The 22,382-nt window shown below is 70.4% G+C and carries 23 protein-coding genes; 12 read left to right on the top strand and 11 right to left on the bottom strand.

All coding sequences use genetic code 11. The features are described 5' to 3' along the window. Positions 1–17: 17 nt before the first annotated feature. From R2B38_RS07415 to R2B38_RS07405, 3 genes are all read right to left on the bottom strand, one after another. A complete protein-coding gene (locus R2B38_RS07415) occupies positions 18–812 on the bottom strand; it encodes an SURF1 family protein (protein WP_318015494.1) in 795 nt (264 codons plus the stop codon). A 145-nt stretch (positions 813–957) separates the two neighbouring features. Continuing rightward, complete coding sequence (locus R2B38_RS07410; RefSeq protein ID WP_033286388.1) at positions 958–1,191, bottom strand: hypothetical protein; 234 nt, start codon at positions 1,189–1,191, stop codon at positions 958–960. A 93-nt stretch (positions 1,192–1,284) separates the two neighbouring features. Further along, positions 1,285–2,268: a DEDDh family exonuclease gene (locus R2B38_RS07405; protein ID WP_033286389.1), complete on the bottom strand. Its 984-nt coding sequence runs from the start codon at positions 2,266–2,268 to the stop codon at positions 1,285–1,287. A 172-nt stretch (positions 2,269–2,440) separates the two neighbouring features. On the opposite strand from R2B38_RS07405, the gene R2B38_RS07400 reads away from it, so the two are divergent. The 8 genes from R2B38_RS07400 (at position 2,441) to R2B38_RS07365 (ending at position 10,230) form a co-directional block, all read left to right on the top strand. Beyond that, complete coding sequence (locus R2B38_RS07400; protein ID WP_318015493.1) at positions 2,441–3,238, top strand: acetoacetate decarboxylase family protein; 798 nt, start codon at positions 2,441–2,443, stop codon at positions 3,236–3,238. Next, positions 3,238–4,122, top strand: a complete 885-nt coding sequence (locus R2B38_RS07395) for an SDR family NAD(P)-dependent oxidoreductase (protein ID WP_318015492.1) — start codon at positions 3,238–3,240, stop codon at positions 4,120–4,122. Before R2B38_RS07400 ends, R2B38_RS07395 begins: the two co-directional genes overlap by 1 nt. A gap of 10 nt (positions 4,123–4,132) precedes the next feature. Then, positions 4,133–5,416: an amidohydrolase family protein gene (locus R2B38_RS07390; RefSeq protein WP_318015491.1), complete on the top strand. Its 1,284-nt coding sequence runs from the start codon at positions 4,133–4,135 to the stop codon at positions 5,414–5,416. Continuing rightward, positions 5,413–6,678 (top strand): amidohydrolase family protein, encoded by a 1,266-nt coding sequence (locus R2B38_RS07385; RefSeq protein WP_318015490.1) that lies wholly within the window; start codon positions 5,413–5,415, stop codon positions 6,676–6,678. Before R2B38_RS07390 ends, R2B38_RS07385 begins: the two co-directional genes overlap by 4 nt. A gap of 25 nt (positions 6,679–6,703) precedes the next feature. Beyond that, positions 6,704–7,438, top strand: coding sequence for a VIT family protein (locus tag R2B38_RS07380; protein WP_318015489.1), 735 nt, complete (start codon positions 6,704–6,706; stop codon positions 7,436–7,438). A gap of 125 nt (positions 7,439–7,563) precedes the next feature. After that, a complete protein-coding gene (locus R2B38_RS07375) occupies positions 7,564–8,442 on the top strand; it encodes a sterol desaturase family protein (protein ID WP_318015488.1) in 879 nt (292 codons plus the stop codon). Further along, positions 8,439–9,146 (top strand): lysoplasmalogenase, encoded by a 708-nt coding sequence (locus tag R2B38_RS07370; RefSeq protein WP_318015487.1) that lies wholly within the window; start codon positions 8,439–8,441, stop codon positions 9,144–9,146. Before R2B38_RS07375 ends, R2B38_RS07370 begins: the two co-directional genes overlap by 4 nt. A gap of 37 nt (positions 9,147–9,183) precedes the next feature. Next, positions 9,184–10,230: a zinc-dependent alcohol dehydrogenase family protein gene (locus tag R2B38_RS07365; protein WP_318015486.1), complete on the top strand. Its 1,047-nt coding sequence runs from the start codon at positions 9,184–9,186 to the stop codon at positions 10,228–10,230. A 67-nt stretch (positions 10,231–10,297) separates the two neighbouring features. Here R2B38_RS07365 and R2B38_RS07360 read toward each other — a convergent pair whose 3' ends face one another. From R2B38_RS07360 to R2B38_RS07350, 3 genes are all read right to left on the bottom strand, one after another. Beyond that, on the bottom strand, positions 10,298–11,308 hold the full coding sequence (locus R2B38_RS07360; RefSeq protein ID WP_318015485.1) for a CopD family protein: 1,011 nt from the start codon (positions 11,306–11,308) through the stop codon (positions 10,298–10,300). A gap of 100 nt (positions 11,309–11,408) precedes the next feature. Next, entirely contained in the window at positions 11,409–12,842 is a 1,434-nt protein-coding gene (locus R2B38_RS07355; protein ID WP_318015484.1) for a CoA transferase, read from the bottom strand. A 109-nt stretch (positions 12,843–12,951) separates the two neighbouring features. Next, on the bottom strand, positions 12,952–14,490 hold the full coding sequence (locus R2B38_RS07350) for a S8 family serine peptidase (protein WP_318015483.1): 1,539 nt from the start codon (positions 14,488–14,490) through the stop codon (positions 12,952–12,954). Between the two features lie 242 nt (positions 14,491–14,732). On the opposite strand from R2B38_RS07350, the gene R2B38_RS07345 reads away from it, so the two are divergent. The 3 genes from R2B38_RS07345 to moaA all read left to right on the top strand — a co-directional run bounded on the left by R2B38_RS07345 (position 14,733) and on the right by moaA (position 17,877). After that, a complete protein-coding gene (locus tag R2B38_RS07345; RefSeq protein ID WP_033286401.1) occupies positions 14,733–15,089 on the top strand; it encodes a DUF485 domain-containing protein in 357 nt (118 codons plus the stop codon). Continuing rightward, positions 15,086–16,705 (top strand): cation acetate symporter, encoded by a 1,620-nt coding sequence (locus R2B38_RS07340; protein WP_033286402.1) that lies wholly within the window; start codon positions 15,086–15,088, stop codon positions 16,703–16,705. Before R2B38_RS07345 ends, R2B38_RS07340 begins: the two co-directional genes overlap by 4 nt. Before the next feature lie 182 nt (positions 16,706–16,887). Beyond that, the gene (gene moaA / locus R2B38_RS07335; protein WP_318015482.1) at positions 16,888–17,877 is read left to right on the top strand and encodes a GTP 3',8-cyclase MoaA; all 990 of its coding nucleotides are present in this window, start codon (positions 16,888–16,890) and stop codon (positions 17,875–17,877) included. A gap of 24 nt (positions 17,878–17,901) precedes the next feature. Here the strand turns inward: moaA and R2B38_RS07330 are convergent, their stop codons facing one another. From R2B38_RS07330 to R2B38_RS07320, 3 genes are all read right to left on the bottom strand, one after another. After that, positions 17,902–18,141 carry a hypothetical protein gene (locus R2B38_RS07330; protein WP_033286404.1) on the bottom strand — a complete coding sequence of 80 codons (240 nt, stop codon included), beginning with the start codon at positions 18,139–18,141 and terminating at the stop codon, positions 17,902–17,904. A gap of 27 nt (positions 18,142–18,168) precedes the next feature. Continuing rightward, the gene (locus R2B38_RS07325; protein WP_318015481.1) at positions 18,169–18,381 is read right to left on the bottom strand and encodes a hypothetical protein; all 213 of its coding nucleotides are present in this window, start codon (positions 18,379–18,381) and stop codon (positions 18,169–18,171) included. 257 nt (positions 18,382–18,638) lie between these two features. Then, a complete protein-coding gene (locus R2B38_RS07320; protein ID WP_318015480.1) occupies positions 18,639–19,037 on the bottom strand; it encodes a DUF3099 domain-containing protein in 399 nt (132 codons plus the stop codon). Between the two features lie 254 nt (positions 19,038–19,291). On the opposite strand from R2B38_RS07320, the gene R2B38_RS07315 reads away from it, so the two are divergent. Then, positions 19,292–19,570, top strand: coding sequence for a GlsB/YeaQ/YmgE family stress response membrane protein (locus tag R2B38_RS07315; RefSeq protein ID WP_033286407.1), 279 nt, complete (start codon positions 19,292–19,294; stop codon positions 19,568–19,570). Between the two features lie 89 nt (positions 19,571–19,659). On the opposite strand, the gene tyrS is transcribed toward R2B38_RS07315, so the two are convergent. Then, a complete protein-coding gene (gene tyrS / locus R2B38_RS07310) occupies positions 19,660–20,928 on the bottom strand; it encodes a tyrosine--tRNA ligase (protein WP_318015479.1) in 1,269 nt (422 codons plus the stop codon). A gap of 45 nt (positions 20,929–20,973) precedes the next feature. Next, entirely contained in the window at positions 20,974–22,368 is a 1,395-nt protein-coding gene (locus tag R2B38_RS07305; protein WP_318015478.1) for a metallopeptidase TldD-related protein, read from the bottom strand. Between the last annotated feature and the right edge of the window lie 14 nt (positions 22,369–22,382).

Genomic DNA, 22,382 nt, shown 5'->3' with positions numbered 1-22,382 from the left:
GTGAAGAAAGGCCCGGGTCACACGGTCGCGGGCTCGGCCTCCGCCGTCTCCTCCTGCTTCGCCGCGGCCTCCCGGCGGTCGCGGGCCTCGCGCCGGGCGAGCACTACGTAGCCGACGGGTACGGCCGCCGCGAACAGCCACCACTGGATCATGTACGCGTAGTTCAGCGGGGCGTCTTCCTTGCCCGGGTCGGAGATCTGCTCGGGCGTGTCGCCCTTCGGCTCCGGCGCGGTCTGCTCGACATAGCCGCCGAGCACCTGGGCGTTGAGCCGCTTCGCCTGTTCCTCGCTGTTGATCAACATGATCTGGCGGTCGGGCAGGCCCTTGATGTCCTTGATGCCGCTCGCCGCGGTCGTCTCGTCGGCCATCAGACGCCCCGTGATGGTTGTTTTGCCGCTCGGCGGCGCGGGGATCTTCGGGAAGGCCGTCTGCACCCCGGTCGCCGGGATCCATCCACGGTTGATCAACACGACCTTGCCGTCCGTCAGCACGAACGGGGTGAGGACGTGGAAGCCGACCTCGTCGTCGTCATTGGTGCGACGCCGGACGACGACTTCTTTAGACGTCTCGAAGGTGCCGGTCGCGGTGACGGTGCGGTACTTCTCGGTACGGGTCACCGCGTGCCCGGGGGCGCTGATCGTCTCCACGGGGACCGGCTTCGCGTGCAGCGCGTTCGTGACCAACTGGTTCCGGGCGCTGCGCATCTCGTAGCGGTGCATCTGCCAGATGCCCAGCCTGATCATCGTGGGGATCAGGAGAAGGGTGATCAACGCGAGGATCACCCACTGCCGGGACATCAGGAAGCGGTACACCCCACTGACGGTACCTGGCACGGATCGGCCCTCGACGGGAGGGTCCCGCCGAGGGCCGCAGCCCCGCAGCGGCGGGGAGCACACGACCGGGTTGCACGGTCGAGGGGTCTACCGAGGAACACCCCCGCGCGGGCGGGGAACACGCTCACACCTTGTCGATGATCCCCACCATCCCCTCCGCCCGCGCGCAGTGGCCCCCGCAGAACCAGCGCCCCTCGACCTCCACGCCCTGGCCGATGATCTGCACCCGGCAGTGCTCGCAGATCGGGGCCATGCGGTGGATCGCGCAGGAGAAGCAGTCGAAGACGTGCACCGCGCCCTGCGCGTGCACCTCGAAGCTCATGCCGTAGTCATTGCCGCACACTTCACATCTCGCCATGCGCCACAGGGTGGGCCGTCCACCCGGCACGGGCGAGCGCGCGCGGGGCGAGTCGTACGACAATCACCCGTCCGTACGGTCACCGGGGCGCCGTCAGTCCGCCGCCTCGACGTCCCGCAGCAGCTGCCCGAACGCGGCCTCGTCCACCACAGGCGTGCCGAACTGCTTGGCCTTGACCACCTTCGAGGTGCCCGAGTCCGGGTCGTTCGTGACGAGGAGACTGGTCAGCCGGGACAGGCTCGTCGCGACATGCAGCCCGGCCTCCACGGCCCGGTCCTCCAGCAGCTCGCGCTCGATGGACGTGTCCCCGGAGAACGCGATCCGCATCCCCTGCTTGAGCGGCCTGCCGTCCTCGAAGCGCCCCGGGTTGGGATAGGGGCACGCGGGCCGCTTGCGCGCGGGACGCCAACTGCCCGCCCCGAAGCCGCCGTAGCCCCCTGCCTGCTGACCGATCCGGGGCGCGGGCTGGGCCCACTCGGTCAGCGGCCGGCACTCGTGCAGCGGCAGTCGTACGCCGCCCTGGGCCGCCGCGCGGAGGCTCGGCCGGAACGCCTCGGCGAGCACGCGCGCGTCGTCCAGCGCGTGGTGCGCGCGCTGCTGGACGACGCCGAAGTGCGCTGCCAGGGACTCCAGTTTGTGGTTGGGCAGCGGCAGGCTCAGTTCCTTGGAGAGCGCGATGGTGCACAGCCGCTGACGGACCGGGGGCTCGATCTCCACGCGCGCGTACTCCCGCGCGATCATCTGCCAGTCGAAGACCGCGTTGTGCGCGACCAGCACCCGGCCCTCCAGGCGGGTCGCGAACTCCTCGGCGATGTCCTTGAAGAGGGGCGCGCCCTCCAGGACGTCACTCGTCAGACCGTGGATCCACACGGGGCCGGGATCGCGCTCCGGGTTGACCATCGTGTACCAGTGGTCCTCGACCTCGCCGAGCGCGTCCAGACGGTAGACGGCCGCGGAGATTATCCGGTCGTCCCGGGCCAGGCCGGTGGTCTCCACGTCAACTACCGCGTACCCCTGGGGATATGCGGCCGGCCACGGAGTGGCTGCGGACACTGTCGGCGAGTGGTCTTCGAGCATGGTCACTGAGGATACGGGCCGCCACTGACAGTCCTGTCCCTCAGGTCGCCCGCCCCGCCCGCCCGTTCGGGTCCGCCGAATGCACGTGCGCGTGGCTATGGACCTTTTGCCCGCCCGGTGCGAACGTGCTGCCCGCCTGACGGATGACGGCCTACGAAGGGCGGTACGGCGTATGGCACGCGTACGGTACGGCGCACGGACCGAGGCGGAGATCGCCGCCGCACGCACGGCGAGCTCCAGGCTCCCCGACATCTGGTCCACGGGTGTGGTGGCCGTCTGGGAGAGCGACCCGGACGCGGTCGCGGCGGTCCTGCCGCCGCCCCTCAAGCCCACCGGGCGGCCCCTGGTCCGGGTGAACATCAGCAAGGTCGAACTGACCGGATACCCCCTGGGCGCGGGCTCGTTCGCGGTCGCCGCCGCGCACGACGGCGTCGAGGGCTGGTACCCCCTGGTGATGCCGATGACCCACGAACGGGCCCTCACCGGCGGCCGTGAGGTCTTCGGGGAGCCCAAGAAACTCGGCGAGGTGACCGTCGAGCGCGTGGGCCTCGTCGTGCACGCGTCCCTCGCCCGGCACGGCATCGCCTTCGTCGAGGTCCGCGGCGCGGTCAGCGAGGAACTGCCCCTCCCCGGGCCGACGCAGAAGACCGACTTCTACTTCAAGTTCCTTCCGGCGGTGGACGGTTCGGGCTTCGACGCCGACCCCGTGCTCGTGCACTGCCTGCGCAACGAGAAGGTCCGCCGACTGGAACGCGTCACCGGGGACGTCGTCCTGCGCGAGTCCATGTACGACCCGGTCGCCGACCTCCCCGTGCGCACCCTCGTCGACATCACCATCGCCGAGAAGACCAGCGACCAGCGCGGCAGGGTCGTCGAACGGGTCGACGCGCAGGCCCTGTTGCCTTACATCCACCAGCGCTACGACGACCCGCTCCAGATCCACGACGGGCCCCCTGAGGGGAGCGTCTGATGGAACTGAGGGAGGGGCAGGTCGCCGTCGTCACTGGGGCGGCGAGCGGGATCGGGCTCGCGATGGCGCGGCGGTTCGCAGCCGACGGGCTCAAGGTGGTCCTCGCCGACGTCGAGGAGGGCGCCCTCGACAAGGCCGCCTCCGATCTGCGCGCCGACGGCGCCGACGTGCACGCGCGCGTGGTCGACGTCGGCGTACGCCAACAGGTCCTGGACCTGGCCGAGTCGGCCTACGACACGTACGGCGCCGTCCACGTCCTGTGCAACAACGCCGGGGTCGGCTCGGGCGCCGAAGGCCGGATGTGGGAGCACGAACCGAACGACTGGCAATGGGCGTTCGCCGTCAACGTGTGGGGCGTCTTCCACGGCATCCAGGCGTTCGTACCGAGGATGATCAAGTCCGGTCAACCCGGTCATGTCGTCAACACGTCCTCCGGGGACGGCGGTATCGCCCCGCTGCCCACCGCCTCCGTGTACGCCGTCACCAAGGCGGCCGTCGTGACGATGACCGAGTCCCTGTACGCCCACTTGAAGGCGGAGCACGCGCGCGTGGGCGCCTCGGTGCTCTTCCCGGGGCCGCACATGCTGCGCACGGGGCTGTGGGAGTCGCACCGCAACCGGCCGGACCGGTACGCGAAGGAGCGCCCCCGTAGAACCCCGTACCGCAGCCTCGACCAGTGGGAGAGCGCGATGAAGGCGGCGGGCAAGGAGGTCGCCTTCACGCCGGTGGAAGAGGTCGCCGACCTCGTCGTGGACGGCATCCGCGCGGACCGCTTCTGGCTGCTGCCCGAGAGCGAGCACAGCGACGCCCAGATCCGGGCACGGGCGGGCTCGATGCTCGACCGGGCGAACCCGTCGTACCTAGAGAGCTTCATCCTGGACTGAGGGGGCTGTTGTGACCGACCAGGAGCCGTACCTGATCATCTCCTCTGACTGCCACGCCGGGCTGCCCACCGAGGAGTACCGGCCCTATCTGGACGCCCGGTTCCACCGGGACTTCGACGAGTTCCTCGCCGGACGCGACCGCCGCCGCGAGGAGATGACCCGGCTCGGCATCCGCAACGAGGCGTTCGCGGCGAAGTGGTTCCAGGACAACGAGGAGGGCCTGCGCGGGGGTTGGGACACCGCGCAGCGCCTCAAGGAACTGGACGGGGACGGGGTGGCCGCCGAGGTGGTCTTCCCGGACGCGGACGCGGTGGACAGCCAGACGGCCGCGCCCTTCGGAGTGGGCCTCGGCCTCTCCGGGGACCAGGACCCGGAGTTGGGTATGGCGGGCGCACAGGCGCACAACCGCTGGCTCGCCGACTTCGTCTCCGAGAACCCCGAACGGCATTGCGGAGTCGCCCTGTTGCCCGTGACGGCCCCTACGGAGAAGGTCGTCGCGGAGATCCACCGCGCCAAGGAGTCGGGCCTCGGCGCCCTGATGATCCCCTCCATGTGGGTCGACAAGGAGCCCTACCACGACCGGCGTTACGACCCCGTGTGGGCGGCCGCGGCCGAGTGCGGGATGCCCGTGCTCACACACTCCGGGGCCGCGCCCCGCCACGAGTACGGCGACCATCTGGGCATCTACGTGAGCGAGGTGACCTGGTGGCCCGCCCGGCCGCTCTGGTTCCTGCTCTGGTCCGGGGTCTTCGAGCGCCACCCGGGTCTCAAGTTCGGTGTGGCGGAGTCGGGTTGCTGGTGGCTGCCGAACCAGCTGTGGTTCATGGACCGCCTCTACCTGGGTGCCCACGGCGGCAAGAAGCTGTCGCCGTTCGCGGAGTTGAAGCGTCCGCCGAGCGAGTACCTCGACCGGCAGGTCTTCATCTGCGCCACCAACACCAAGCGCCGTGAACTGGCCCAGCGTTATGAGATCGGCGTCGACAACATCCTCTGGGGCAGCGACTTCCCGCACCCCGAGGGCACCTGGCCCGACACGCGCGCGTGGCTGAAGCGCACCTTCCACGACATCCCGGTGGACGAGACCCGCCGCATGCTGGGCCTGGCGGCGGCGGACGCGTTCGGCTTCGACGTGGCGGCCCTGGAGCCGCTGGCCCGCCGGATCGGCCCTACCCCCGCCGAACTCGGCCAGCAGGACGACCAGGAGGCCGTGACGGCGTCCTGGGCGCGCTCGCGGGAGGTGGGGCGGCACTGGCTGACCGACCACGACTTCCCGGTCCTGGGGGCGACGCCATGACCTCCACGGGCTCCATGGATTCCGTGGGTTCCGACGGCGCGGACCGGTACACGGTCATCTCCGCGGACTGCCACGCGGGCGCCGATCTCCTGGACTACCGGCCCTACTTGGAGCAGCGGTACCACGACGAGTTCGACGCGTGGGCGGCCACGTACGTCAACCCGTACGAGGACCTGGTCGCCGACACGGCCGACAAGAACTGGAACTCCGGGCGGCGGATCGCGGAGTTGGAGGAGGACGGGATCGTCGCGGAGGTCGTCTTCCCGAACACCATCCCGCCGTTCTTCCCGTCCGGCTCCCTGATGGCCCCCGCGCCCACGGCCGAGGAGTTCCGGCGCCGCTGGGCCGGCCTGCGCGCCCACAACCGCTGGCTGGCGGACTTCTGCGCGGCCGCGCCGGGCCGGCGGGCGGGTGTCTTCCAGATCCTCCTCAACGACGTCCAGGAGGCCGTCCAGGAGATCCGGTGGGCGGTCGGGGCGGGCCTCCGGGGCGGGTTGCTGCTGCCCGGCACCCCGCCGGGCTCGGGGCTGCCCGAGCTGTACTCGTCGGCGTACGACCCGATCTGGGCCGTCTGCGCGGAACTCGGCGTGCCCGTCAACCACCACGCGGGCTCGGCCTCCCCGCCCCTGGGCGACGAACCGGCCGCCCGCGCGGTGTACATGGTCGAGACGACCTGGTTCTCGCACCGCGCCCTGTGGCACCTGATCTTCGGCGGCGCGTTCCGCCGTCACCCGGACCTGAGACTGGTCCTCACCGAGCAGGGCTCCGGCTGGATACCCGGGGTGCTCGACATGCTGGACTACTACCACGGGCGGCTGGTCGCGGCGGCCACGAAGGCGTCGACCGCGGAGTCCAAGTTCGGCGCGGGGCTTGCCACTTCGATGGGCAAGGGTCCCTCGGAGGTATGGCGCGACAACTGCTTCGTGGGCGCCAGTTTCATGCGCCCCCATGAGGTGCCCCTGCGCGAGCGCATCGGCATCGAGAAGATCATGTGGGGGAGCGACTACCCGCACGACGAGGGGACGTACCCGTACTCCAGGGAGGGCCTCCGCTTCGCCTACGCGCGCGTGCCGCGCGACGAGGTCGCGGCGATGATCGGCGGCAACGCGGCCCGCGTCTATGGGTTCGACCTCGACACCCTGGACCCGATCGCGGCGAAGGTCGGCCCCCTGGTGAGCGAGATCGCGGAGCCCCTCGCCGAACCGCCGGCGGGCGCGACGAGCCCGGTGTTCGCGCGGGGAGCGTCGGTACGGGTGTGGTGAGGGCGGGGGTGCGATCCTTCGCGGTGTGACGGAACCGACCAACGACGAGGCCCACGGCGAGAACCATGACGAGGCCCATGACGGCTCCCTGGGCTCGCGGCTGAACTGGCTGCGGGCCGCGGTCCTGGGAGCCAACGACGGCATCGTGTCCACCGCCGGTCTCGTCGTCGGCGTGGCGGGCGCCACGGACGACCGCTCGGCGCTGCTGACGGCCGGCCTCGCGGGTCTCCTCGCCGGCTCCATGTCGATGGCGGCGGGGGAGTACGTGTCCGTCTCCACCCAGCGCGACTCGGAGAAGGCCGCCCTGGCCCTGGAGAAGCGCGAGCTGAAGGAGCAACCGGAGGCCGAACTGGAGGAGTTGACCGAACTTCTCCAGGACCGCGGCCTGACCCGTGAGGTGGCCATGGAAGCGGCGGCCCAGCTCACGGAACGCGACGCGCTGCGTGCCCACGCGCGCGTGGAGCTGGGCATCGACCCCGACGACCTCACCAACCCCTGGCACGCGGCCTGGGCGAGCTTCCTGTCCTTCACGGTCGGCGCCCTGCTGCCCCTCCTGGCGATCGTCCTGCCCCCGGCCGACTGGCGGCTCGGCGTCACCGTGGTGTCGTCCTTGGCCGCGCTGGTCCTGACGGGCTGGAGCAGCGCCCGGCTCGGGACGGCGGACACGAGACCGGCGATGCTCCGGAACGTGGCGGGCGGGGCGCTGGCCATGGGGGTCACCTATGCGGCGGGCGCGTTGCTGGGGGCGGCCGGGGTGTAGCGACCCACAACCGGGACATGGCGGGCCCATTGGCGGAGATCGCCAACAAGCAAGCGCGTACCCCCGGTAATACTTGTGGGTAACAACGTCTAGTCGCGGCCGACCAGCGGTCCTACGGTTCACCCATGCCGAACCTGCCCGATGCCGTGCTCTGGTCGATACCCGCCTTCGTGCTGCTCACCGTGATCGAGATGATCAGCGTGCGCGTCCATCCCGACGAGGACGCGGCGGGCTACGAGACGAAGGACGCCGTCACCAGCGTCGGCATGGGGCTCGGGAGCCTCGTCTTCGACTTCCTCTGGAAGATCCCGATCGTCGCGGTCTACACGGCGATCTACGAACTCACCCCGCTGCGCGTGCCCGTCCTGTGGTGGACGATCCCGCTGATGCTGCTCGGGCAGGATTTCTTCTACTACTGGTCCCACCGCGGCCACCACGTCATCCGCATCCTGTGGGCCTGCCACGTCGTCCACCACTCCAGCCGCAGGTTCAACCTCACCACGGCCCTGCGCCAGCCCTGGACGACCCTCACGGTGTGGCCGTTCTACGTCCCGCTCATCGCCCTGGGCGTGCATCCCGCCGCGCTGGCCTTCTGCTCCTCGGCGAACCTCGTCTACCAGTTCTGGATCCACACCGAGCGGATCGACCGGATGCCCCGCTGGTTCGAGTTCGTCTTCAACACCCCCTCCCACCACCGGGTCCACCACGCCTCTCAGGGCGGCTATCTGGACCGCAATTTCGGCGGCATCCTCATCGTCTGGGACCGGCTCTTCGGGTCCTTCGTGCCGGAGGTTGAGCGGCCCGTCTATGGGTTGACGAAGAACATCAACACGTTCAACCCGATCAAGGTGGCCACCCATGAGTACGTCGCCATCGCCAAGGACCTGAAGGCGGCGACCAGTTGGCGCGAGCGCGCGGGACGCGTGTTCCGGGGACCGGGCTGGCAGCCGGTGCCCGTCCCGGGGCAGAACATCCCGGCCGCAGAGGAGACCGCGGCCGCGTGAACCCACGTTCCGCACACCCGGCCGTCCCTCGCGTGATCCTGACCGTCTTCGCACTGACAGCCCTCCTGGACCTGCTCTCGCTCGCCGTCGGCTACGACCCCGGCCACACCGTCACCAAGCCCCTCCTGATGCCGCTCCTCGCCGCGTACGCGGCCCTGCGCGGCGCACCCCGGCTCCTTGTCGCCGCGCTCCTCTGCGGCTGGGGCGGCGACACCCTGCTGCTCTCCGACGCCGACCCCGCCTTCCTCGCCGGCATGTCGTTCTTCGCGGCAGGCCACCTCAACTACCTCGCCCTCTTCAGGACGTACGGCGGCCTGAACAGTGCTCCACGCGCGCGTGCCGTTCTTCTCGCCCTCGGGTACGCCGCCGCGCTGGCCGTCACCGTCACGCTGCTGTGGCCGGACCTCCCGGCGGACCTGCGCGTCCCCGTGGCCGGCTACAGCACCCTCCTGACAGCCATGGCCTGCGCGGCGGCCACCCGGCTCGGCCTCGTCGCCGGGCTCGGCGGGGCGCTCTTCATGGTCTCCGACACCTTCATCGCGACCGGGGTCGCCGACTGGCCGCAGCCGCCCAGGCCCGACTTCTGGATCATGCTGACGTACGTCGCGGCACAGTTCCTGCTGGTCCGGGGCGTGCTCGGCACCCTCGCCGAGCGCCGCGCACCGGCGGCGGCGTACCGTGAAGTGCGCTCGACCACCCCCTGAGCGCACCAGCACACCAGCGACGAGAAGGACCCTCGCCATGCGCGCCACCACCATCCACGCCCCGTTCGACATGCGCGTGGAGGACGTGCCCGAGCCCCTGGTCCAGCTGCCCACCGACGCCGTCGTCCGAGTGCTGCGCGCCTGCATCTGCGGCAGCGACCTGTGGGCGTACCGCGGCGAGTCGGCCCGGCAGCCCGGGCAGCGCATCGGACACGAGTTCCTCGGGATCGTGGAGGAGACCGGCTCCGAGGTGAACGGCGTCAGGACCGGCGATCTCGTGGTCGCGCCCTTCGTGTGGTCCGACGGCGTCTGCGACTACTGCCGCGAGGGCCTCACCACGTCCTGTGTGCACGGCGGCTTCTGGGGCGCCGTGGGCTACGACGGCGGCCAGGGCGAGGCCGTACGTGTGCCCTTCGCCGACGGCACCCTCGTACGGCTGCCGAAGGAGGCGGCCTCCGACGACCATCTGCTGTCCGCGCTGCTGACCCTGTCCGACGTCATGGGCACCGGCCACCACGCCGCTCTCGGCGCGGGCGTCCGCAAGGGCGCCACCGTCGCCGTCGTGGGCGACGGAGCGGTCGGCCTGTGCGCCGTGCTCGCCGCCAAGCGCCTCGGCGCCGAGCGGATCATCGCGCTCGGCCGCCACGAGGTGCGCACGGACATCGCCCGCCGTTTCGGCGCCACCGACGTCGTCGCCGCACGCGGTGAGGAAGCCGTTGAGGCCGTCCGCGAACTCACCCGCGGCCAGGGCGCGCACGCCGTTGTCGAGGCCGTCGGCACCGAGCAGTCCATGCGGACGGCCGTCGGCATCGCGCGCGACGGCGGCGCGATCGGCTTCGTCGGCGTGCCGCACGGCAGCGGCACGGGCCTCGACCTCGGGGTCATGTTCGACCGGAACATCGCGCTGCGCGGCGGGGTCGCGCCGGTCCGCACGTACATCCCGGAGCTGCTGCCCGACATCCTGGACGGCACCATCGACCCCTCGCCCGTCTTCGACCTGACGGTCGGCCTGGAGGGCGTGCCCGACGGCTACAAGGCGATGGACGAGCGCACGGCCCTGAAGGTCCTGGTCACGAACGGTTGATCAACTATTGATGGCGGACATTGACTGGTCGGTGACTAGTTGAGCGATGGGTTGAGCGACGGGTTGATCAATGCCAGCGGATCGGCACCGGCAAGGCCGTCAACAGTCCGGAGACCAGGACCACCACCCCCAGGGCGACGACCTCCGCCCGTGCGGGTGAGCAGGCGGTCAGCGGATCGGCGGCCCGCCGCAGCCGGGACCGCGCCCACAGCGCGAGGACGGCGACGGCGGCGACGAGGATCACCTTGGCGAGCAGGGTGCGCCCGTACGCCGTCGTCGTCAGCTGGTCCAGGATCGTGCCGGCCGGCATCCGGCGCAGCGAACTCCACACGCCCGTGGCGGTGATCGCGGCGAGCAGGACGGCCGCCACGCGCGCGTAGAGTCCCAACAGTGCGGCCCCCGCCTCGGTACCGCGCCACTGTCGCAACGTCCGCAGCACGTGCAGCAGACCGCCCACCCACAGTGCCGCGCACGTCAGGTGCACCAGGGTCAGTTCGGAGCCGACCAGGGGGCTGTGCTCGCTCGCCGGGTGCACCCGCAGCGCCTCCGCGACGACCACGGCGGCCAGGGGCCACACCTGGAGGCCAGGCCTGCGCGACCGGGCGCACAGGGCCGCCACGGCGAACGCGTTGACCTCCAGGAGCGCCAACTTGCCGTCCCGGGACTGGTAGAGGCCGCCGACGTCGATCTGGGCGAGGCTGCGCGGCACCAGGTTGCCCGTCGCCACGACCGACGCGAGCCCCAGCGCGGCGACGAAACCGGCACCGGCCGCGTACGGGGCCCAGCTGCGGGGGCCGTTCGGGGGAGCGCCGGGCACGGTACGCGCGAGCCGGTTCACGAAAAGCTCGCCCAGGGGGACGCACAGCGCCCCGAACAACACCGCCCGCAGCAGCGCGATGCCGCCGACCCCGGGAGCGGCGGCCTCCCCGGTGCCGTGCAGCGCGGCGGACGGGCCGAGCAGGGGTATCAGCGCGGCGAGCACCACCAGGGCCAGTACGGCGACGGCCCGACGCGTACCGGGGCGCCGCCCGGAGCCGCTCGTGCCGGCAGCTTCGACAGTCGGTCGTATCAAGGTCACCCCAAGATCTTCACCAGCCGCCACAGAACCGGGCAAGTGCAACAAAACGACCAGCGGAACGACATTCCGCTCATAGGTACGTTTCCGCCCGACCCGCGCATCAAGCCCACCGAGCCGGGTCTGTACCCCAACACCCCGGCGGCCGCGCCCAGTTCGAGGGCCCACCGACGAACGACACCGGCGACAGGGCATGCCGCAGCCGCCCGATATCGCTGTCCGTCTCGACGAGCCAGGCGTCGGGCTGGTTGTACGCCGTTCCGTTCTGCCTGCGTGCCGTCGGGCCCCGTTCGCTCTCGTACGCCGTTCCGGTCGCCGTCGCGTTTCCCCGCTCACCCCCGTCCGCCATCAACCACGCCGCAGTCCGCGCAAGCGCCAACCGCAGGGCGATTCCGTAACCCTGCTCCGCCTGTTCCGTCACCGCCCGCAGCACCGCCCCCGCCAGCAGATACCCGGTCCCGTGATCGAGAGCCTGCGCGGGCAGCGCGCCAGGCCGTTCCGGTGCCCCCTCGATCGCCGCGATGCCCGTGGCGACCTGCACCAGGCTGTCGAACCCGCGCCGGTCGCCCCAGGGCCCGTACGCACCCCACGCCGACAACTGCGCCACGATCAGCCCAGGTCGACGGTCGGCCAGTGTCTCGGGGGAGAGGCCGAACCGGTCCAGGGCGCCCGGCCGGTACCCGGTGACGACCACGTCCGACCGTGCGAGCAACTCCTCGAAGGTGCGCCGGTCGGCCGCCAGGCCGAGGTCCAGCCGGGTCGACCGCTTGCCGAAACCGGTGTCCGCGTGCGCGTCCGGGTCCTCGGGCAACTGCGGGGCGTCCACGCGCAGTACGTCCGCGCCCAGCAGCGCGAGCGTCCGCGTGGCGATCGGGCCCGCGATGACCCGGGTCAGGTCGAGCACGCGCAGCCCGGCGGCGGGCAGCAACGGGTCGCCGTCGAGCGGCGGGAGCGCACGCGCGCGTGCGGTGTCCAGTCGTTCGCGCTCGACGAGCGGTCGCCGGGCCACCGCGACCCCCTGTGCGTGCGCGGCCCACTCCTCCGCCGTCCGTAGCGCGACCGCGAGGCCCCCGGCGCCGTACACCGTGTCCTCGACCTCCAGCGCGGACCGCTCGGCGAGCGCCGCGGCCACGTCCTCCACCGACGCGCCCTCCGGCAGTTTCAGCGCGTCCAGGAGTCGTGCCCGGTGGTGCGGGTAGTTCGCGTGGGTGCGGACCCAGCCGTCGGCCGTCCGCCAGAAGCGTGACAGCGGCGCGAAGCTGACCGGCGCCCGCCCGTCGATCAACAGATGCCGCTCACTGACGAACGCGGTCGCGACGGCCCCGTCGTCCACCCGCACCCCGGGTACCTCCGCGAGCCCGGCCCGCCGCGCCCCCAGTTCGGCGGCGGCCAGCGCGCACGCTCCCACACAGGCCCGCGCCAACTCCCGTACGGGAAGCCGCGCTTCGAGCGCTCCTGGGCGTGCGACGGTCGAGACGCGCGAGACCAGGGCGGGATCGCCGCCCAGAGCAGCCCATGCCATCTTGATGTCAGTCATGATTTCACTATGCAGTATTGATTGAATCAATATAGAGAGGGCTGTGATGCAGACATGAACGGGCCGGGCGGAGAGATCCGCCCGGCCCGTGAAACAGGTGCGGTGTCGGCTACTTCACCGCCCGCAGGGCGTTGACGATGCCGAACCCGTAGAAGCCGTTGACCCGCTTGCCGCCCACGCAGGTCGCGTCCACGACACCGTCGCCGTTGGTGTCGTACGGCTCGGTCGGGCAGCCCGGGTTGTCCGCCTCGGCCTTCAGCAGCGCCTGCAGCTGGGCCGGACTGGCGTGCGGGTGCGTCGACTTGAGCAGCGCGGCCACGGCGGCGACGTGCGGGGTCGCCATCGAGGTGCCCTGGAGATAGCCGTACGAGTTGTTCGGCAGCGTGGACAGGATGCGGCCGTTCTTCGACGGGGTGTCCGGGATCTGCAGGGCGTCCCCGCCCGGCGCCGCCACGTCGATGACGCCCTTGCCGTAGCTGGAGAAGTACGACTTGGCCTTCTTGACGCCGACCGAGCTCACCGTGACGACACCCGGCAGCTGGGTCGGTACGTCGAAGCACTCGTGCGGGTCGACCGTGCGGGTCGTCGCGGTCGAGTCGTCGGGGCTGGAGTCGTCGACGAGGGCGTCCGAGTCGAGGTCGTCGTTGGAGTTGCCGGCCGCCGCGACATTGAGCGTGCCCTTGCTCTGCGCGTACAGCTGGGCCCTGTTGACCGCGTCAACAATGGCACGTTGATCGGGGTCGTCCATGCAGTTGTACAGCCAGGGATCAACGTAGTAGCTGTTGTTGGTGATCTCCACGCCGTGATCCGCGGCGAACACGAACGCGCAGACCACGCTCTCCGGGTAGAACAGCTGCGTCGAGTCCGGCTCGGCCACCGTGATCCCGGCGACCTTCACACCCGGGGCGACGCCGGCCACACCGATGCCGTTGCGGGCGGCGGCGATCTCACCCGCGACATGCGTGCCGTGGTAGTGGGCGGAGTCCACGGGACGCCAGGAGCCGTAGGTGGTGTCCGCCTTGCCGCCCACGCAGTTGGCGGACTGCGAGGCGGAGAAGTTCGGGGCGATGTCCGGGTGGGTGTCGTCCACGCCGACGTCGATGACGGCGACCGTCACGCTCTTGCTGCCCGGGTTGATCTTCGCGGCCTTGTCGGCGCCGATCGCGGGCAGGTCCCACTGGTCGGCCTCGAGGGGCTCGCTGTCACCGGCGGCCGCGGAGGCCTTGGCCGTCTTCGCGGCCTGGTCCTTGGAGAGGTACTGCACCGCGCCCTCGTCGGTCGTCGAGGCGAGGCTCAGCGGCGCCGTCCGCGTGGCACCGGCCGACTGCACACCGCGCACCGCACGGATCCGCACGCCGAAGTCGGGGTTCGCCGAGTGCACGACGATCACACCGATCTTCTCGTACGTCACCACGATGGTGCCGCCGGCCGCATTGATCGCCTTCTTGACCGAGTTGATCGTCCGGTGGTCCAGCCGGGTGTTGACCACATACGCGAGATTCGGTGCGTCGGCGGCCTGTGCCGTGGTCCCGGTCTCCGCGATCGGGACCGCCGAGGCCGCCGACGGAAGGAAGCCGAGCGAGGCGGTCAGCGACAGGACGACCGGTACGGCGAGGGCGAGCCGGTGTCTGGGGCGCAGATGAGCCATGGGATCTCCACATCATCCGGAAATGAAACGGCCCGAGACGTGGTGGCGCGCTCGGGCAGGTACATGACGAGTGGTGCAGACCTGAAGTTATCTCCCGCGGCACCTGGCCAGCAATGATTTCCCAAAGACGACTACCGAAAGAAGTCAAAGGAGTTGAACCGGTCGGCGCGCGGCGCCGTGCCCTTGGACAGGAAGCGCCGAGTCAGACCAGAACCCGCAGGTCCGTAACGCGAGGAGACACCGTGGCCACCGAGACACCACCCCCCTCGAAAGCCGAACACCAACTCCCCAGTACCGAGGAGTTCGAACAGGTCCAGGAGAGCGCGGAGTTCGCCGAACTGCGCCGCGCCCACCGCTCCTTCGCCTTCCCGGTGACCGTCGCCTTCATCGTCTGGTACCTGCTGTACGTGCTGTTGTGCAACTACGCGGACGACTTCATGGACACCAAGGTCGTCGGCAACATCAACGTCGCGCTGGTCCTGGGCCTCGCCCAGTTCCTCACCACGTTCCTCATCGCCTGGTGGTACGCGCGGTACTCCGCCGCGAAGCTCGACCCCAAGGCGGCAGCCATCAAGTCCCGGATGGAGGGCGGCGCATGAGCCCCGCGATCACCCTGGCCGCAGGCGAGGCGAGCCAGCACCGGCCGCTGATCATCACCCTGTTCGCGATCTTCGTCGCCGCCACGCTCGTCATCACCGTATGGGCGGGCCGCCAGACCAAGAGCGCCGCCGACTTCTACGCGGGCGGCCGTCAGTTCACCGCCTTCCAGAACGGCCTCGCCGTCTCCGGCGACTACATGTCCGCCGCGTCCTTCCTCGGCATCGCGGGCGCGATCGCCCTCTTCGGATACGACGGCTTCCTGTACTCCATCGGCTTCCTGGTCGCGTGGCTGGTCGCCCTGCTCCTGGTGGCCGAACCGCTGCGCAACTCCGGCCGGTACACCATGGGCGACGTCCTCGCGTACCGCATGCGCCAACGCCCGGTCCGTACGGCGGCGGGCACGTCCACCATCGTGGTGTCGATCTTCTATCTGCTGGCCCAGATGGCCGGCGCGGGCGTCCTGGTCTCGCTGCTCCTCGGCATCACCACCGACGCGGGCAAGATCGGCATCGTCGCCCTGGTCGGCGTCCTGATGATCGTGTACGTCACCATCGGCGGCATGAAGGGCACCACCTGGGTCCAGATGGTCAAGGCCTGCCTGCTCATCGCCGGCGCTCTGCTGCTGACCTTCCTGGTGCTGCTGAAGTTCAACTTCAACGTCTCCGACCTGCTCGGCAAGGCCGCCTCCAACAGCGGCAAGGGCTCCGCCTTCCTGAACCCCGGCCTCAAGTACGGCGCCACCGGCACGACCAAGCTGGACTTCATCTCCCTGGGTCTCGCCCTGGTCCTCGGGACCGCGGGCCTGCCGCACATCCTGATCCGCTTCTACACGGTGCCCACCGCCAAGGCCGCCCGTAAGTCGGTCATCTGGGCCATCGGCCTGATCGGCGCCTTCTACCTGATGACCCTGGCCCTCGGTTTCGGCGCCGCCGCGCTGATCAAACCCGACGAGATCATCGCCTCCAACAAGGCGGGCAACACGGCCGCCCCCCTCCTGGCACTGCATCTGGGCGGAGTCGACTCCAACTGGGGCGCCATCCTCCTGGCCACCATCTCGGCGGTCGCCTTCGCCACGATCCTCGCGGTCGTGGCCGGCCTGACCCTGGCCTCGTCCTCCTCGTTCGCCCACGACATCTACGCGAACGTCATCAAGCGCGGCCAGGCCACGGAGAAGCAGGAGATGGCCGCCGCCCGCTACGCCACGGTCGGCATCGGCGCGGTCTCCATCCTCCTCGGCGCCCTGGCCCGCGACCTGAACGTCGCCGGCCTGGTCGCCCTCGCCTTCGCGGTCGCCGCCTCCGCCAACCTCCCGACGATCCTCTACAGCCTCTTCTGGAAACGCTTCACCACCCAGGGCGCCCTGTGGTCGATCTACGGCGGACTGGTCGCGGCGGTCGGCCTGGTCCTGTTCTCGCCGGTGGTCTCCGGCAAGGAGACGTCGATGTTCCCCCACGTCGACTTCCACTGGTTCCCCCTGGAGAACCCCGGCATCATCTCCATCCCCGTCGGCTTCCTGCTGGGCTGGCTCGGCACGATCCTCTCCAAGGAGGAGCCGGACACCGGCAAGTTCGCGGAGCTGGAGGTACGGTCCCTGACCGGCACGGGCGCTCACTGAGCCTCCCTCCGGTCCCACCGAGTCCCCACACTCGGTCCCCCCACGTCGACGGCCGCGTCGTAGGTCCCTACGACGCGGCCGTGCCGTACCTCGTGGGATCGGGCCGCTCTCGTTGTCAGTGGTGTCGCGTAGGCTCGCAGGTGTCGGAAAACATGCGATCCGAAACGAGGGAGGGGGCACACGTGCTCATCGACACCTATGGCCGAGTAGCCACCGACCTGCGGGTCTCGCTGACCGACCGGTGCAATCTCCGGTGTACGTACTGCATGCCCGAGGAGGGCCTGCAGTGGCTGGCGAAGCCCGACCTCCTCACGGACGACGAGATCGTCCGCCTGATAGACATCGCGGTCACCTCCCTCGGCATCGAGGAGGTCCGCTTCACCGGCGGCGAGCCCCTGCTCCGCCCCGGCCTGGTCGGCATCGTCGAGCGGGTCGCGGCCCTGGAGCCCCGCCCCCAGATGTCCCTGACCACGAACGGCATCGGCCTCAAGCGCACGGCGGCCGCCCTGAAGAAGGCGGGTCTGGACCGGGTCAACGTCTCCCTGGACACCCTGCGCCCCGACGTCTTCAAGACCCTCACCCGCCGGGACCGCCTCAAGGACGTCCTCGCGGGCCTGGAAGCCGCCCACGACGCGGGCCTGACCCCGGTGAAGATCAACTCCGTGCTGATGCCCGGGCTCAACGCCGACGAGGCCCCGGACCTGCTGGCCTGGGCCGTGGAGCACGACTACGAACTGCGCTTCATCGAGCAGATGCCCCTGGACGCCCAGCACGGCTGGACACGCGAGGGCATGGTCACGGCGGGCGACATCCTCGCCTCCCTCCGCACCCGCTTCGAGTTGGCCCCCGAAGGCTCCGACGAGCGGGGATCGGCCCCCGCCGAGCGCTGGATCGTGGACGGCGGCCCGCACCGCGTGGGCGTCATCGCGTCGGTCACCCGCCCGTTCTGCGCGGCCTGCGACCGCACCCGCCTCACGGCCGACGGCCAGATACGCAACTGCCTGTTCGCCCGCGAGGAGACCAGCCTCCGCGGCGCCCTGCGCTCCGACGCCCCGGACGAGGAGATCGCCCGCGTCTGGCGTCAGGCGATGTGGGGCAAGAAGGCGGGCTCGGGCCTGGACGACCCGTCGTTCCTCCAGCCGGACCGGCCGATGTCGGCGATCGGCGGCTGAGCAGCCGTCGTAGGCGAAGGGGCCCTACGGGGTCTCGGGTTCTTCCCAGTCCTCGAAGCTGACGACGTCCTTCAAGAAGCCCCGCACGCCGAGGAATTGGGACAGGTGCTCGCGGTGCTCCTCGCACGCGAGCCAGGTCTTGCGCCGCTCCGGTGTGTGCAGTTTCGGGTTGTTCCAGGCCAGCACCCACACGGCAGCGGCACGGCACCCCTTGGCGGAGCAGATCGGGGAGGCGGGATCGGAGCCGGCGGCGTTCAGAATCACGCGCCCGACCCTAACCGAGCCCGCGCGTCAGCCGTTCCCCGCGGTCGTCCGGCGGCCGGACACCAGTACCTCGACGACCTGCCGGAGGATCCCCATCGCCCGGAACGCGCTCGCGTGACGCGACGGAGGCAGCACCAGCACGGCCAGTCCGAGGACCAGCAGGGTGAGGCAGACGAACGCCAGCGGGACCAGGACCGTCAGGGCGGTGACAAACCTGACATTTTGCCAGACGGCGAGCATACGAACCCTCCTGGCTTGACCAACGGGGAGCTGCGGGGCCGGTTCCGGAGGGTGCTGCCGGGGGCCTCAAATGGCGACGCCGAGCAGCCACGGGGGGAGCTGCCCGGCGTCGGTCCGTCGCTCCGACGGGGGATGCGGAGCGCGTACGAAGTATGTCACGGGTGACCGCTCGCCCGGCACCGGAACAACATGATTGATCTGAGCTTTTCTTGAGCTTGGTGCGGAGTCGACGTCCGGTTCTGGCGCGTTCGCCATGGTCACGACCGGTCGTACGGTTCGCCTCCCACGCGGGGTGCCGGCTCGGGCACGACCTCTTCCGGGACGGGTTCCGCGAACGTCCCGTCGGCCCTCGGCGGCGCGATCATCGGCCGCAGCGGCGCGGTGACGAACGTGGACGGAAGCCCCGGCGCGTTCTCCCGCCCGGCGTTCGCGATCACGACGGCGACGTAGGGGAGCAGCACACCGAGCACCAACGCGACGATCGCGACGTGCCGTTCGACGTTCCACAGCGCGCAGGCGAGGATCACCGACACCGTACGGATCGACATCGAGATGACGTACCGGCGCTGGCGGCCGCGGATGTCCTCCGCGAGTCCCGTCCGGGCTCCGGTGATCCGGAACACCTGGGCGTTGCCTTCGCCGTGCAGCTTCCGCATCACATTCCACCATCCGCCCGCATCGGACTCTCCCCGGCCCGCAGCCCCGGTCAGCACCCGATCCGGGAACCGGGCCCCGACACGTTCCACGTTACGCCGCGCCTCCGCCGCCTTCGAGACCGGGGGACCTCCGGCCTGGGCGAACGAACTGGGCCGTAGCGCGTATGGCCGTACCCGACATGCGCCGTACGGCGACCACACCCACACTTGGCGTAATGCTCACGTCCGACGTCGAGCCGTACAAGGAGGCAGCCATGGGCTGGTTGTGGGCGATCATCGTGGGATTCGTGCTGGGACTGATCGCGAAGGCGATCATCCCGGGCAAGCAGCACAGTCCGCTCTGGCTGACCACCATCTGCGGCATTCTCGGCGCCATCGTCGGCAACGCGATCGCACGGGCGGCCGGCGTCGACGCGACCAGCGGCATCGACTGGAGCCGCCACGCGTTCCAGCTCGTCGCCGCGATCATCATCGTCTTCGTCGTCGACATGGCGTACATGGCGACGATCGGCAAGAACAAACAGAGGGCCTGAGGGCAGCGCGCCCCAAAGGGGCGCGGGGAACTGCGCGACCAGCCACGACGAACCCGCGGCCCGCAACGAACCCCACGCCCCTACGGCGCTTACGCTCCTGTCACCTCGACCGCGGCAAGGTTCTTCTTGCCGCGCCGAAGCACCAGCCACCGTCCGTGCAGCAGGTCCTCCTTGGCGGGGACCGCGTCCTCGGCCGAGACCTTCACGTTGTTCACGTACGCCCCGCCCTCCTTCACGGTCCGCCGCGCGGCGGACTTGCTCGCCACGAGGCCGACCTCGGCGAACAGGTCGACGACCGGGCCGAGTTCGGCGACCTGGACGTGCGGCACTTCGGAGAGGGACGCGGCCAGTGTCTTCTCGTCGAGCTCCGCCAGCTCACCCTGTCCGAAGAGGGCCTTGGACGCGGCGGTGACCGCGGCCGTCTGCTCGGCGCCGTGCACGAGCGTCGTCAGCTCCTCGGCCAGCGCGCGCTGGGCGGCACGGGCCTGGGGGCGCTCCTCGGTCTGCTTCTCCAGCTCCTCGATCTCCTCGTGGGACCGGAAGCTGAAGATGCGCAGGAACTTGGAGACGTCCCGGTCGTCCGCGTTCAGCCAGAACTGGTAGAAGGCGTACGGCGTGGTCATCTCGGGGTCGAGCCAGACCGTGCCGGACTCCGTCTTGCCGAACTTGGTGCCGTCCGCCTTGGTGATCAGCGGGGTGCCCAGGGCGTGCACCTCGGCCTCCGGGTCGACCCGGTGGATCAGGTCGGTGCCCGAGGTGAGGTTGCCCCACTGGTCGCTGCCGCCGGTCTGGAGCGTGCAGCCGTGCCTGCGGTACAGCTCCAGGAAGTCCATGCCCTGGAGGATCTGGTAGCTGAACTCGGTGTAGCTGATGCCCGCGTCGGAGTTGAGCCGCCGGGAGACGGCCTCCTTGGCGATCATCTTGTTGACCCGGAAATGCTTGCCGATGTCCCGCAGGAACTCGATGGCCGACAGACCCTGCGTCCAGTCCAGGTTGTTGACCATGATCGCGGCGTGCGGGCCCTCGAAGTCCAGCAGCGGGGCGATCTGCGCGCGCAGCCGGTCGACCCACTGGGCCACGACGTCGGGCGAGTTGAGCGTCCGCTCCGCGTTCGGCTTCGGGTCGCCGATCAGGCCCGTGGCACCGCCGACCAGGCCCAGCGGGCGGTTGCCCGCCTGCTGGATCCGGCGCATCGTCAGGATCTGCACGAGGTTGCCGAGGTGCAGGCTGGGCGCGGTCGGGTCGAAACCGCAATAGAACGTGACGGGACCGTCCGCGAACGCCTTGCGCAATGCGTCCTCGTCAGTGGAGAGGGCGATGAGCCCCCGCCACTGCAGTTCGTCGACGATGTCCGTCACGGTTCTCGTATCTCCTTGGGATGGTCTCGTGGATCAGGTACGAGGTTATACGCCCTGACTGACAGAGCTCATATTGAAGTCGGGCACCCGCAGCGCGGGCATCGCAGCCCTAGTGAACCAGTCGCTCCATTCCCTCGGCAGCGTCTTTTCCGTCCGCCCCGCCTCGGTCGCCCGCCCCAGCAGATCCACAGGTGACTCGTTGAACCGGAAGTTGTTCACCTCGCCCGCCACCTCGCCGTTCTCCACGAGGTAGACGCCGTCCCGGGTCAGCCCGGTGAGCAGTAGTGTCGCCGGGTCGACCTCGCGGATGTACCAGAGGCAGGTCAGCAGCAGCCCGCGCTCGGTGTTCGCGACCATCTCCTCCAGGGAGCGGTCCTCGCCCCCGCTCAGGATCAGGTTGTCGATCGACGGCGCCACCGGCAGCCCGGTCAGGCCCGCGCTGTGCCGGCTGGTCAGCAGGTGCTGGAGCTCGCCCTCGCGCACCCAGTCGGTGGCGGTCAGCGGCAGCCCGTTGTCGAACACCGACTGGTCGCCCCCGGAGGTGTGCGCGAGCACGAACGGGGCGGATTCCAGGCCCGGTTCGTTCGGGTCGCTGCGCAGGGTCAGCGGCAGCTCGGTGAGCCGCTCGCCCACGCGCGTGCCGCCGCCCGGCTTGGAGAACACCGTGCGGCCCTCGACCGCGTCCCGCCCCGACGCCGACCACATCTGGTAGATCAGCAGGTCCGCGACCGCGGTCGGCGGCAGCAGCGTCTCGTACCGGCCCGCGGGCAGCTGGATCTTCCGCTCCGCCCAGCCCAGCCGTACGGCCAACTCGGCGTCCAGGGCTGCCGGGTCGACGTCCTTGAAGTCCCGGGTCGAGCGGCCGGCCCACGCCGAGCGCGTACGGTCCGGGGACTTGGCGTTCAGCTCCAGCGTCCCGTTCGGCTGGTCGTGGCGCAGACGCAGGCCCGTCGACGTACCCAGGTAGCTGGTGACCAGCTCGTGGTTGGCGAAGCCGTACAGCTCGCGACCGCCCGCACGCGCGCGTGCGAACGATTCGCCGAGCGCCGGCGCGAAGTCGGTGAACACGGAGGAGGAGGTCTCGGCGGGCCCGTCCGTGAAGTCGGGCGACTGGGGTACGTCCGTGACGAGCGGCTGCGCGTCCTCGGCGGGCGCGGCACCGCGCGCGGCGGCCTCGGCGGCCCGCACCAGCGGCTCCAGCTCTTCCGGGGTGACGGCCGACCGGGACACGACCCCCGAGGCCGTGCCCTCCTTGCCGTCGACGGTCGCGATGACGGTGAGCGTGCGCCCGCGCGTGACGCCGTTCGTGGTCAGCGCGTTGCCCGCCCAGCGGAGGTTGGCGGTCGACTGCTCGTCGGCGATGACGACACAGCCGTCGGCCCGGGACAGTTCGAGGGCGCGCTCGACGATCTCGTGCGGCTTGTTCGTACGAGGACTCATCGACCGGCCTCCTG

The sequence above is a fragment of the Streptomyces sp. N50 genome, from assembly GCF_033335955.1.
Classification (GTDB): Bacteria; Actinomycetota; Actinomycetes; order Streptomycetales; family Streptomycetaceae; genus Streptomyces.
Note: the sequence above shows the minus strand (reverse complement) of the source record. Positions and strands in the feature narration are given on the sequence as shown.